Genomic DNA, 12,952 nt, shown 5'->3' with positions numbered 1-12,952 from the left:
TGTGCCCAAAGACTTCGTTCCGCCACCCCTTGACCTTGTCGCTCCAAGCACAAAATTAACCTAGATCAAGCCTGGACAACAATCACCTAGCCCCACCAAAAACCACCATATATAGTGTCGCGAATCGTAAAAATCACTATATATAGGTTTTGGTGAACAATATGGCTACCCAGGAAACCGCGTCGCGTCCCGTTGCTCAGCTGGACATCATCCGCTCCATTACCGAGTATCTGGACCGCCAGGACTGGCGCGTACAAGCCAATGCCAACCAGGGCTATTCGCTGGGCGGGTTGATTCTGAACAGCTCCGGCAAAATGATTGCCAACTACTGGCTCAGTCATGTCTACCCCGAAGCGATCGGCCAGGCACACCGTCAGGCCGACCTGCATATCCACGATCTGGACATGCTTTCTGGCTACTGCGCCGGCTGGTCCTTGCGCACCTTCCTGAATGAAGGACTCAATGGCGTGCCCGGCAAAATCGAATCCGGCCCTCCCCGTCATCTCAGTAGTGCTGTCGGCCAGGTCGTCAATTTTCTAGGCACCTTGCAGAATGAATGGGCCGGCGCCCAGGCTTTCAGCTCCTTTGATACCTATATGGCCCCCTTCATCCGCAAGGACGGCTTGAACTACAAGCACGTGCGCCAATGCATGCAAGAGCTGATCTACAACCTGAATGTGCCCTCGCGCTGGGGCACACAAACGCCCTTTACCAATCTGACCTTTGATTGGGTGTGTCCCGACGACCTACGCGAACAGGTGCCACAAATCGGCGGTGAAGAAATGCCGTTTTGCTACGGAGACCTGCAAGCCGAAATGGACATGATCAACCAGGCGTACATCGAAGTCATGAGCGAGGGCGACGCCCGTGGACGGGCTTTCACCTTCCCCATCCCCACTTACAACATCACCCGGGACTTTGACTGGTACAGCCCGAATGCCGAACGCCTGTTTGCCATGACGGCCAAGTACGGTCTGCCCTACTTCCAGAACTTCATTAACTCCGAGCTGGAGCCGAACATGATCCGCTCCATGTGCTGCCGCCTGCAGCTGGATCTGCGCGAGCTGCTCAAGCGCGGCAATGGCTTATTCGGTTCTGCCGAGCAAACCGGCTCACTGGGTGTCGTGACCTTGAACTGCGCCCGCCTGGGTTATCTGTATCAAGGCGATGAAGCCGGCCTGTTTGCTCGTCTGGATGAACTGCTGGAAATGGGCCGCGACAGCCTGGAAATCAAGCGCACCGTTATTCAGCACCACATGGACCAAGGACTGTTCCCCTACACGCGCCGTTATCTGGGCACCTTGCGCAATCACTTCTCCACGCTGGGAGTCAATGGCGTTAACGAGATGATCCGCAACTTCACCCAGGATCAGGAGAGCCTGTGTACCGTCTGGGGGCACCAGTTCGCGGTGCGTCTGCTCGACCATATTCGACAGCGCATGGTGGAGTTTCAAGAACGTACCGGACATCTGTACAACCTGGAGGCCACCCCTGCGGAAGGCACCACCTATCGCTTTGCCAAAGAAGACCGCGCCCGCTGGCCCGATATTTTGCAGGCCGGCACCACGCACATGCCCTACTACACCAACTCCTCACAATTACCCGTCGGCTTTACCGAAGATCCCTTCGAAGCCCTGGAGCGCCAGGATGAGCTGCAAGGCAAATACACGGGGGGAACAGTGTTGCACCTGTACATGAGCGAGGCTCTGTCCAGCACCGATGCCTGCCGCAATCTGGTGCAGCGAGCCCTGAGCCGCTTTTCCCTGCCCTACATCACCGTCACGCCCACCTTCTCCATCTGCCCCAAACACGGCTATCTGTCGGGGAAACACGAATTCTGCCCGCACTGCGACAAGGAACTACTGGTCAACAAAATCGCACAGACTCGCAACGAAGCGTCCATTCCGACGTGCCCGAACCCGCAAACCCCTCCAACCGGACAGGGGCAGAAACCGAAGCCGCAACAGACACAAAGGCAGGAGCAGGACAAAGAACCAGCAACGCGAAAAGTAAACGTGTCTGCCCAACCAGAAGCATCCGCCTACTAAAGCAGCTCTCGGACACCCGACCGCCACCCCTGAACGAACGCTACTTGTCCTGCCTATTTCCACTAAATCCGGACAACCCACTTAGCTTGACCGCGACTTGCTAACCCGCCTCGTGGCACACCGTGGCCGAACACATCCGACCTTGTGACGGCCCTTTTATCCAAGGAGTTTTCTTATGAGCACCGAAACCATCACTCTCCAAGATTCCGAGCGCCAGCCCTGCGAAATATGGACACGGGTCATGGGCTACCACCGTCCCATGTCGTCTTTCAATATTGGCAAGCAAGGTGAATTTCATGAGCGACGCTACTTCACAGAAACCAGCACTGCGTTGAGCAACGCCGTCCCTTCCAGCCAGGCTAGCCGCTAATAATATGACGTACGCCACACGCCCCCCTTACCCAAAGACCAACACGCACAAAGTGACATTGAAAGTGGGCGGCTGCGCTCCTTTCTCAGCCACGGATTACCCGGGCAAGCTCGCTGCTGTCATCTTTGTGCAAGGCTGTCCCTGGCGCTGTGGCTACTGCCATAACCCCCATTTACAAGAGCGTACGACTGACAGTGCCATTGATTGGGATGATCTGATGGTTTTTCTCAATCGCCGGGTGGGCCTGCTGGATGCCGTGGTCTTTAGCGGCGGCGAACCCACCCTGGACCCCGCCCTGGGCTCGGCAATCCAGGCAGTGCGCAAACTCGGCTTCAAAATTGGCCTGCACACGGCTGGAACCCATCCAGCCCGACTGCAGGCCATACTCCCGTGGCTCGACTGGATAGGGCTGGACATCAAAGCCGAGTTCAGTCAATACGATGCCATTACCCAACGTAGCAAGAGTGCGGCTGCACCTTTGCGCAGCTTGCAGTTGCTACTGAACGGAGAGGTACTGTTTGAATGTCGCAGCACCCTTCACCCGCAGTTGCATAGCCCGGCCTCGATACAAGCCTTGGGGCAACATTTACATAAGCTGGGCGTCCAGCGCTATGCCGTGCAGATCTTCCGCACACAAGGCTGTGAGGATAATTTTCTGAATGAAACTGGGCAGGCTTTGGAGGCCTACCCAGGCGCAGAAGTGTTAGAGACCCTCCAAAAGCTGTTTCCGCATTTTGAAGTGCGGCGCTCTTAGCTGCCTTCGGACGAAGCGGGCGTTCGGATAGGACGACGCAGCACATCCTGTAAAGCCGCTTTGCCCTGCTTGAGTACGGCACGGGGATGCAGAATATCAGGTTCCAAAGCATCCAGAGTGTTCTTCACCATCAGACCCAGCTCCGTATCGCCCTCAATCGACAAACGCCGATTAAAAAACAAGGTATCCGGGTCTTCCTGCCGCTGTAAAAGTTGATAAAACGCCCAAAGATCTGCTTTCAAGGTCAAATCCGGACTTTGTGCGCGTACGGACAGGGGGTAAAAAGCTCCTTGGCGCCAGGTGTAGTCAAACGCCAAACCCGCATCCGCCACCTGTATGCGTAACGCCCGCCCTTCCAATCGTTCCGCCACATCAGTCGGCACGTGAGGGCGCATCAACACGTTCAAGCCGGTACAAAACAAACGAGAGCCGGGCCACGGGGGCAAACGACTTACAACACCAGCCACAACAGCGGGCAAACGAGGTGTCCTTATTTCATTCACTCTTGCATCCCTCCCTTAAAAACGCTCTGGTACCGGCGCCACCCATTCCAAGCCGGGACGACCGTGCCAGAATCCGTTGCAGGCTTTGGCAGGCAGCAAGGGCAACATATCCTCGTGCGCATCTGATGCCTGGATACGGCCCTGCACCACATCATGAAACAAATGCACGACGGCATCCATATGTTGAGACTGCGGGCTCAAGCGCAGCATATCGACACCCAAGGCGCGCAGGTCCTGTATCTGCTCCAGCAAGGTGTACACCCAGGCGGATTGGGTCTGGATACCATTGATGTTCAAAAAACCCTGCCCCTCCCGTGTTTCCAGCAACAAACCATCGGGATAGTCCATGCACACGTACTGGCAATTGTCCTTGGGCAAGTTGCGATTACGCGCGGCAAAACAACGGGCCGAGAAAGCCAAGGGCAGGCGCCCGAAAGCAAAGACCTCGGTTTCCAAACCGGCAGGCCGGTCCTGCTGCAACTGCGCCAGTCCTGCACGGCCCATTTCCAGAGGCATCACCCAGCGCACCGCCCCTTGGGAGGCGATCAAATCCAGCACGGGCCCGTTATAAACATTCAAAAAAGGGCCGGCGACAAAGTCCCGACCCTGCATCAAACGCACCGCCCCCATATCATTGGCTTCAACCAGGTACTCCGCCTGCTCGGTAAGCTTGCGTAGCGTATTGACGTCCCGCCCGGACTCCAGCAAGACCTGACTGGACAGAACCGGCATCTTGCCAGCCTGAGCCAGCATCTGCGCAATATCCAGCCAATCATCCAGCCGTAACTCGTGACGGCGTGAACATACCGTCTCGCCCAGATACACCACATCCACAGGCCAGTCGCAGGCCGACTCATAAAACTGCATGGTGGCGATGCGGGACCAGTAGTACTGCAAGGGGCCTAAAGATAATTTCATGTTTGAGCCTCCCGTACTCTACTTCCAGGGCCGAGAATAGGCACCCAGCGTATGTTGCTGCCCTTCGGCCAATTTGTTCAAAGCCCCCATCCAAGCGGGGTGGACTGAATAACGGGCAGGCGTGGATTTGGCCGAATTAATCGCTTGACGCCACACCTGGGTAACTTGAGCGACATAAGCGGGACTACGTTGCCGGCCTTCAATCTTGATGGCGCTGACACCCGCCGCCAACAACTGTGGCAACAAGGACAAGGTATTCAGACTGGTGGGCTCTTCCAGGGCGTAATAGTTTTCGCCCGCCACATCAAAGCGCCCTTTGCACAAAGTGGGGTAAGCCGCGTTCTCACCCTCCTGATAACGATCAATCAGCACCCCGTTCAGACGCGACTCCAGGCCTCGATCTGTTTGTTCCCAGCGCACATGCCCGGCGGGGGAACAGACCCCATGCGTATTGGGCGATTCTCCGGTGGCATAGGAAGACAAGGCACAGCGCCCCTCCACCATCACGCACAAACTGCCAAAGCCAAAAACCTCAACCTGAACGGGGACCTGCTCACAGACCTGTTCCACTTGTGCCATGGACAAAACCCGCGGCAGGACCACACGCTGAATACCGAAGTTCTGGTGGTAATACCTGATGGCCTCCGGATTGGTGGCTGAACCCTGCACCGACAAGTGCAAACGCAGATTGGGATGTGTCTGGCTGGCATACGCCATCAAACCGGGGTCTGCCATGATGACCGCATCGACCTGAGCCTCGGCTGCCCGGTCCACCGCATCGCGCCACTGCTGCCAGGCATTGGGTTGCGGATAGGTATTGAGTGCCAGCAAGACTTTGCGGCCACGCTGATGCGCATAATCAATGCCTTGTGCAATCGCCTGCCCATCAAAATTGAGCCCGGCGAAATTCCGGGCATTGGTGGCATCTCGGAACCCCAGATAAACACTGTCGGCCCCATTGTCGATCGCCGCTTTCAAGGCGGGCAGGCTGCCTGCGGGGCAAACCAATTCCATCTGCGGCTGATCAGACGCGGCTAAAGCCGTGAACGCTGTATTCATGACACTCCCCGATCTTCACTCTGGCCAGGGCAGAATCCTGGCTCGACAAGACCACCACTATGCCTGCTCCGAAACCGGGGGGCCTTAACGCATATCAAATTCCTCCCACCTCCTGACCGACGGCAAACAAGTCTCACCTTGTCTGCACCATAAGCGGGCAGAATGGTCCACAATGCCTCCCAAGCCTTTTGTGCTGGAGTCTTGATGACGCATACAGAGATCACGCTGGATACACGCGGCCTGCCCGCCCCTGAACCTTTGGAGCATTGCCTGGAGGTGCTGGCCGAGCTGGCCCCCACCCAGACTTTACTCATGTGGCTGGATAGAGAACCTTTCCCCCTGTATGACATTCTGCGTCGTGCCGGTTTTCGCTACCAGGGCACCCAAACAGAAAACGGCTTTCAGCTCATCATCCGCAGGAACTAAGTCTATGCAACGCGCTTTATCGCTGGATCAGTCCCCCTCTTTATCACTGACCTTGCCCCTGTTTGCGAACGTCCCTTTTTTTGGTCTACTGGCCGCCATGCTGGCACTCTACAGCGGACCGGAACTATTCAACTCCCGCTGGCACCCGGCCATCTTGGCCTTAACCCATGCCTGGACCTTGGGAATCGTGGGCAGCGCCATGTTTGCCTCTTTGGTGCATATTTTGGCAGTGGCCTGTAATGTGCGTATTCCGGTGGCACGCGGTCGGGCGCTAATTTTCTGGAGCATGCTCGGCGCCGGCACACTACTTCTGATGACAGGCTTTCTGAGCTGGCAACGCTGGGCGTACACACTGGCAGGCATTTGTCTGGCCCTTGCTCTGGGCGGCTATCTGCTCACTGTCATGCTGGCCTTGTGGCGCTCTCGGCGTGGCATCTTTCGCGGTGCCAAAGAGGTCGTCGCCCCTATCCGCCTGGCCATGCTGGGTCTGTTGCTGACTGTCTCAACAGGGCTTGCCATGCTGGTCGCCCTGACAAACGAACAAGCGGTCGCCAATCTGCTGAACCTGCACGTGATGATGGGTTTGGCCGCTTGGGCAGGCTTGCTGCTGATCGCCATGTCGTTCCAGCTGCTGCCTATTTTTCAAATCACCGAACTTTACCCGGCGCCTCTGGTGCGTTGGCTTCCTTGGGTCGTAGGAGCACTGCTGATTGCGCACGGGGGCTTAAGCTCTTTGCCTGGCTCCTGGCTGCCCGTGCGTGATCTGGTCACCTATCTGATCTTTCTAAGCTACGGCTTATGGGCAGTGATTACCTGGGCGCGACTCTGGAAACGCAAGCGCCCCACAGCAGGGGCCAGCACGTTATTCTGGTACAGCTCCTTGAGCAGTCTGGTGGTTGCGATCCTTTTGAACTTCTGGGCCCACAGTCCCGCCGCCTCCAACGCGGAGCTAGCCATGGGAGTCTTGCTGATAATGGGAGCCTTAGGTTCCGTCGTTTGTGGAATGCTCTATACCATCGTGCCTTTTTTGCTCTGGCGCGAGGCACAGGAGCATGTCAGCATGGACACTGATAATACCGAGCACACCCGCGCCCTCTTGCAGTTGATTCCCAAGACGGCTCACTACATCCCCGCGTCCACCGCCCGAGTACATTGGGCCTTGCACAGCCTAAGCCTGGTGCTTTGGACAGGGGCAAGCCTGGGAGTCGAATCTTTCGCATGGGTAGCAGCCCCTGCATTGCTGTTGTCTTTTACAGCCTTGAGCTGGAATCTCTGGACCGCCTGGCAGCGCTATTGCCATAGCCTGCGCGCTATTCGCGCGTATCAGGCAGAGCACCGTATTGCCGCAAGGCCGCACTATCCAGAATCGTAAAGTTACGTCGCTGAACTCGAATCAGATCCCGGTCCATCAGATCACGCAATGTGCGCGATAAGTGCTCCGGGGTCAGGTTCAGACGGGAAGCAATTACGGACTTGCCCACGTCAATCCTGAACGGCACGCCCTCCTCACCTGGCCATTCCTGCAAGAGATAGCCGACCAAGCGCTGCACCCCGTTGTGCAAGGTGTAGGCTTCCAGTTCACCCATCAAACGATATAAGCGCTCACTTAAACCGGCCAGCATCAAACGCGCCACATCACTTCCCTTGTCCAGTTGTTCCATCAAGGCGTCCTTGTTGATGTGCAAGAGCAAAGAGTCCACGAGTGTCTGGGCTGTCACGATGTAATTACGGCCCATGAACATTAAAGCCTCACCAAACCCCTCCCCTGGGCCGACCAGACGCACCACCCGTTCTGCCCCTGATGAAGAAACAAACACCAGCTTCACTCGGCCATATACCAACATATGAAACCCTACGCACGGGTCACCACTACGAAACAAAGTGGTGCCGCGTAACGCGTGTACTTCCTGAGTACCTTTGGCGATCGGTTCAAGCTGCTCTAGCGGCAGCTCCTTGAAAATAGGCAGATGAGCCAAGTGAGCCTGGATACGCTTCCAACGCCCAGCTCCTTCGCCCTGCATCAGTCGGATGTCCGAAAAATCATCATTGCCTGTGTGTGAGGCCGTATCTTGAGCCGCCATATCTTTTCCATGAATCAAGTAGAACCATCGCTAGACTGACATACTCCTTTCCAGCCTGCTCAGCATTGCTCGGCGCCTGATTGATACACGTCAAACAGATAAATCGAGGTCTTGGAGAGAAAGTAAGAAAACAGTCAGAACTGCTAGTTCAGCATGACTTGGGAGCAGATCCAAGCAGGAAGCGGTCAAATTTGACCATGTTAGTGATAGGGAATATCAAGGGGTGGCGTTGATAGGAAGTGGCCTCGTTTCCAAGTCGACTTCGATTCTGAATGGGTGTGATACGCCTTCGCAGGCTGAATAGCTGCAATACCAAATAGGAAAATGGGAATTTCAGGGGCGCCAGGGGAGGAGAAATGCAGGTAGAAGAAACAGCGGACCGAACACCCATCTGATCTCGGCCGTCGGATGCCGTCGCTAAAAAATTGAGCGGGGCTGGAGTACACATAAGCGGTGAACCACCCGCTAGATAAAGCGGAAGGTTGTAACCCGACTTGGGACTTGGCACCATCTGGTGGCAACCAGCGGCCAAGCCGCGTCGCTAAAGCCTGGCTGAGCCGAGATAAATAAAAAAGCAACTTCACGCTGCGCAACAGCAGCAAACCCTAGAAGCACTAAGCGTAGCGCGATCACCCGGCAGATAGACAACGGATTGATGCGAGAGGCTGAGGTTCAGCAAGCCGCTAAGGCTGAACCCGCCCCTCGTAGGGCTGCCATCGTACAGGTAGCACCCGCAGAGGACTAAACATCAACTCTCAAGCCCAGGAAGCATACGCAATAACTGACCCCATCGTCTTGGGCCAAGAGACGTAGTCTGCAACAAGAAGGGATGGGCAGTGCCCAGAACGGGCTTTGGGGAGGGGGGTGGTACGTCTGAAGTCGTAACCCAGGGGCCAGACGATCAGCATCGTTCCGGTGTATCCGTCGCCGATGCGTTGGCGACCCATAAAACAAAACCCCCGCAAGGGATGCTTGCGGGGGTTTTGAGCAATAAGAGCTTGACGATGACCTACTTTCACAGACGTCCGTCCACTATCATCGGCGCAAAGGCGTTTCACAGTCCTGTTCGGGATGGGAAGGTGTGGGACCACCTTGCTATGGTCGTCAAGCGTAACTGGTTGCCAGGCCGTCTTTAGGGGACGTCCCAGCCAATTGGAAGAAGCACACTGCCAGCGATCAGTACGGATCAGCTAGCAGCGGTTACGAAGGTGTCGAGCGCGGGTTGCGCTGCACTTCAATATTACGTTCTGTGGTCAACAACTTAACTCACTACAACCTCAAGGGTTATAGGATCAAGCCACACGGGCAATTAGTACTGGTTAGCTACATGCATTACTGCACTTCCACACCCAGCCTATCAACGTCCTGGTCTCGGACGACCCTACAGGGGGGTCAAGCCCCCGGGATACCTAATCTTCAGACGAGTTTCCCGCTTAGATGCCTTCAGCGGTTATCTCTTCCGTACGTAGCTACTCGGCAATGCCATTGGCATGACAACCGATACACCAGTGGTACGTCCACTCCGGTCCTCTCGTACTAGGAGCAGGCTCCGTCAAGTATCCAACGCCCACGGCAGATAGGGACCAAACTGTCTCACGACGTTTTAAACCCAGCTCACGTACCTCTTTAAATGGCGAACAGCCATACCCTTGGGACCGGCTACAGCCCCAGGATGAGATGAGCCGACATCGAGGTGCCAAACACCGCCGTCGATATGAACTCTTGGGCGGTATCAGCCTGTTATCCCCAGAGTACCTTTTATCCGTTGAGCGATGGCCCTTCCATACAGAACCACCGGATCACTATGTCCTACTTTCGTACCTGTTCGACTTGTCAGTCTCACAGTCAAGCACGCTTATGCCATTGCACTATCAAGACGATTTCCGACCGTCTCTAGCGTACCTTCGAACTCCTCCGTTACACTTTAGGAGGAGACCGCCCCAGTCAAACTGCCCACCATGCACGGTCCCCGATCCCGATAAGGGACCTAGGTTAGAACCGCAAACAGACCAGGGTGGTATTTCAAGGATGACTCCACGCGATCTGGCGACCACGCTTCAACGTCTCCCACCTATCCTACACAGGCCGGTTCACAATCCAATGCAAAGCTACAGTAAAGGTTCATGGGGTCTTTCCGTCTAGCCGCGGGGAGATTGCATCATCACAACCATGTCAACTTCGCTGAGTCTCAGGAGGAGACAGTGTGGCCATCGTTACGCCATTCGTGCAGGTCGGAACTTACCCGACAAGGAATTTCGCTACCTTAGGACCGTTATAGTTACGGCCGCCGTTTACCGGGGCTTCGATCAAGAGCTTGCACCCCATCACTTAACCTTCCGGCACCGGGCAGGCGTCACACCCTATACGTCCACTTTCGTGTTTGCAGAGTGCTGTGTTTTTAGTAAACAGTCGCAGCCACCGATTCACTGCGGCCTCTTCATGCTTTGTGCGCAGGCACATCACACTAATGAGGCATACCTTCTCCCGAAGTTACGGTATTAATTTGCCGAGTTCCTTCTCCTGAGTTCTCTCAAGCGCCTTGGAATATTCATCCCGTCCACCTGTGTCGGTTTGCGGTACGGTCTCGTAGAGCTGAAGCTTAGAGGCTTTTCTTGGAACTGCTTCCAGTTAGTTTAGAGCCGAAGCTCTATCCAGTCACACCCTTGAATTACGCACCCGGATTTGCCTAAGTGCCTTCTATGATGCGCCAACGGGGACATCCAACACCCCGATAACATTCTGCAATCCGTCCCCCCATCGCACTCTACGACGGTGCGGGAATATTAACCCGCTTCCCATCAGCTACGCATCTCTGCCTCGCCTTAGGGGCCGACTCACCCTGCGCCGATGAACGTTGCGCAGGAAACCTTGGACTTACGGCGAGGGGGCTTTTCACCCCCTTTATCGCTACTCATGTCAGCATTCTCACTTCCGATACCTCCAGCATTCCTCACGGAACACCTTCACAGGCTTACGGAACGCTCTCCTACCATGTGTACTAAAAGTACACATCCGCAGCTTCGGTCTATGGCTTAGCCCCGTTACATCTTCCGCGCAGGACGACTCGATCAGTGAGCTATTACGCTTTCTTTAAAGGATGGCTGCTTCTAAGCCAACCTCCTGACTGTCTATGCCTTCCCACTTCGTTTCCCACTTAGCCATAGTTAGGGACCTTAGCTGGCGGTCTGGGTTGTTTCCCTCTTGAGTCCGGACGTTAGCACCCGGTGCTCTGTCTCCCGTACTGTACTTGCCGGTATTCGGAGTTTGCCATGGGTTGGTAAGTCGCTGTGACCCCCTAGCCATAACAGTGCTCTACCCCCGGCAGTAATATACGAGGCACTACCTAAATAGTTTTCGGAGAGAACCAGCTATCTCCAGGCTTGTTTAGCCTTTCACTCCGATCCACAGCTCATCCCCTAATTTTTCAACATTAGTGGGTTCGGTCCTCCAGCACGTGTTACCGTGCCTTCAACCTGGCCATGGATAGATCGCCTGGTTTCGGGTCTACACCCAGCGACTGAATCGCCCTATTCGGACTCGCTTTCGCTACGCCTCCCCTATTCGGTTAAGCTTGCCACTGAATGTAAGTCGCTGACCCATTATACAAAAGGTACGCAGTCACACCACGAGGGTGCTCCTACTGTTTGTATGCATACGATTTCAGGATCTATTTCACTCCCCTTCCGGGGTTCTTTTCGCCTTTCCCTCACGGTACTGGTTCACTATCGGTCGATCACGAGTATTTAGCCTTGGAGGATGGTCCCCCCATATTCAGACAGGATTTCACGTGTCCCGCCCTACTTGTTCGATGCTTAGTTCCACGTACTGAATTTCGCCTACAGGGCTATCACCTGCTACGGCTGGACTTTCCATTCCATTCGACTATTCAATACGCTAAAACATCCAGGCTGGTCCGGTTTCGCTCGCCACTACTTCCGGAATCTCGGTTGATTTCTTTTCCTCGAGTTACTGAGATGGTTCAGTTCACTCGGTTCGCCTCCACATGCCTATGTATTCAGCATGGGATACCGTATTGCTACGGTGGGTTTCCCCATTCGGACATCTACGGATCAAAGCTTGTTTGCCAGCTCCCCGTAGCTTTTCGCAGGCTACCGCGTCCTTCATCGCCTGTGATCGCCAAGGCATCCATCATATGCACTTATTCGCTTGATCCTATAACGCTTGGTGCTGTTATAGGAATATGAGTATACGTTGTTGCCGTTCATCAATCCTTAGCTGTTATCCAATCCGAAGATCAGACAACGTCTATATTTTTGAGAACTTTCGTTGAACATAATTTGTTCTGTTGCAATCACAACCCGTGTATTGTCATCACAAGTCGACTAATCGTCTTGCGTTTATTAGACAACACACCTTCGTTGTGCTTCTTCCTAATTGTTAAAGAGCAATTCGTGGGTTGCATAACCCAACGAGCAGTATTCTTTAAAAAGAACACTCTTCGTTGAATCTAGCGCCAGGCAAACCGTTGTTTGTCTGTGCCCGATACTCTGTCATGGACCTTGCTGTATCGACAACCACCTATAAAAGCGGTGGTGGAGGATGACGGGATCGAACCGACGACCCCCTGCTTGCAAAGCAGGTGCTCTCCCAGCTGAGCTAATCCCCCGAGGTAATCGTTGGTGGGTCAAGTTGGAATCGAACCAACGACCCCCGCCTTATCAAGACGGTGCTCTAACCGACTGAGCTACTGACCCATCTATCACCAGTGGGCGATACCTTCAATGGTCATGACATAAACTAACAGCCAATAAGTGTGGACGCTTTCGCTTTGC

The 12,952-nt window shown here is 54.9% G+C and carries 9 protein-coding genes, 2 tRNA genes and 2 rRNA genes; 5 read left to right on the top strand and 8 right to left on the bottom strand.

Annotated features, from left to right (window positions below):
• Nucleotides 1–161 precede the first annotated feature (161 nt).
• The 3 genes from FE795_RS01265 to FE795_RS01255 all read left to right on the top strand — a co-directional run bounded on the left by FE795_RS01265 (nt 162) and on the right by FE795_RS01255 (nt 3,172).
• Entirely contained in the window at nt 162–2,048 is a 1,887-nt protein-coding gene (locus tag FE795_RS01265) for a ribonucleoside triphosphate reductase (protein ID WP_131071184.1), read from the top strand.
• 175 nt (nt 2,049–2,223) lie between these two features.
• A complete protein-coding gene (gene nrdD / locus FE795_RS01260; protein ID WP_003804504.1) occupies nt 2,224–2,418 on the top strand; it encodes an anaerobic ribonucleoside-triphosphate reductase in 195 nt (64 codons plus the stop codon).
• A 4-nt stretch (nt 2,419–2,422) separates the two neighbouring features.
• Nucleotides 2,423–3,172 (top strand): anaerobic ribonucleoside-triphosphate reductase activating protein, encoded by a 750-nt coding sequence (locus FE795_RS01255; RefSeq protein ID WP_003804507.1) that lies wholly within the window; start codon nt 2,423–2,425, stop codon nt 3,170–3,172.
• Here FE795_RS01255 and ubiT read toward each other — a convergent pair.
• Genes ubiT through ubiU form a run of 3 tightly spaced genes read right to left on the bottom strand, consistent with a single transcriptional unit; the run spans nt 3,169 to nt 5,607 of the window.
• Nucleotides 3,169–3,651 (bottom strand): ubiquinone anaerobic biosynthesis accessory factor UbiT, encoded by a 483-nt coding sequence (gene ubiT, locus FE795_RS01250; RefSeq protein ID WP_003804509.1) that lies wholly within the window; start codon nt 3,649–3,651, stop codon nt 3,169–3,171. The genes FE795_RS01255 and ubiT overlap by 4 nt on opposite strands.
• A 39-nt stretch (nt 3,652–3,690) precedes the next feature.
• Nucleotides 3,691–4,593 carry a ubiquinone anaerobic biosynthesis protein UbiV gene (gene ubiV / locus FE795_RS01245; protein ID WP_003804510.1) on the bottom strand — a complete coding sequence of 301 codons (903 nt, stop codon included), beginning with the start codon at nt 4,591–4,593 and terminating at the stop codon, nt 3,691–3,693.
• Nucleotides 4,594–4,611: 18 nt separating this feature from the next.
• Nucleotides 4,612–5,607 carry a ubiquinone anaerobic biosynthesis protein UbiU gene (gene ubiU, locus FE795_RS01240; RefSeq protein WP_219236086.1) on the bottom strand — a complete coding sequence of 332 codons (996 nt, stop codon included), beginning with the start codon at nt 5,605–5,607 and terminating at the stop codon, nt 4,612–4,614.
• Between the two features lie 249 nt (nt 5,608–5,856).
• Between ubiU and FE795_RS01235 the strand changes: the two genes are divergently transcribed.
• The gene (locus FE795_RS01235; RefSeq protein WP_131071180.1) at nt 5,857–6,078 is read left to right on the top strand and encodes a DUF2249 domain-containing protein; all 222 of its coding nucleotides are present in this window, start codon (nt 5,857–5,859) and stop codon (nt 6,076–6,078) included.
• 4 nt (nt 6,079–6,082) lie between these two features.
• A complete protein-coding gene (locus tag FE795_RS01230; protein WP_219235456.1) occupies nt 6,083–7,450 on the top strand; it encodes a hypothetical protein in 1,368 nt (455 codons plus the stop codon).
• Here the strand turns inward: FE795_RS01230 and FE795_RS01225 are convergent.
• The 5 genes from FE795_RS01225 to FE795_RS01205 all read right to left on the bottom strand — a co-directional run bounded on the left by FE795_RS01225 (nt 7,389) and on the right by FE795_RS01205 (nt 12,874).
• On the bottom strand, nt 7,389–8,099 hold the full coding sequence (locus tag FE795_RS01225; protein WP_039943950.1) for a Crp/Fnr family transcriptional regulator: 711 nt from the start codon (nt 8,097–8,099) through the stop codon (nt 7,389–7,391). The two genes, FE795_RS01230 and FE795_RS01225, sit on opposite strands and share 62 nt — an antisense overlap.
• Before the next feature lie 1,056 nt (nt 8,100–9,155).
• Nucleotides 9,156–9,268 (bottom strand): 5S ribosomal RNA (gene rrf / locus FE795_RS01220).
• Between the two features lie 179 nt (nt 9,269–9,447).
• Nucleotides 9,448–12,332: ribosomal RNA gene (locus FE795_RS01215) — 23S ribosomal RNA — on the bottom strand.
• Between the two features lie 378 nt (nt 12,333–12,710).
• Nucleotides 12,711–12,786, bottom strand: a tRNA-Ala gene (locus FE795_RS01210).
• A gap of 11 nt (nt 12,787–12,797) precedes the next feature.
• Nucleotides 12,798–12,874: transfer RNA gene (locus tag FE795_RS01205), tRNA-Ile, on the bottom strand.
• Between the last annotated feature and the right edge of the window lie 78 nt (nt 12,875–12,952).

The organism is Alcaligenes ammonioxydans (assembly GCF_019343455.1).
Classification (GTDB): domain Bacteria; phylum Pseudomonadota; class Gammaproteobacteria; order Burkholderiales; family Burkholderiaceae_B; genus Alcaligenes; species Alcaligenes ammonioxydans.
The sequence above is the reverse complement of the archived record's forward strand: the minus strand, read 5'-3'. Positions and strand labels throughout refer to the sequence as shown.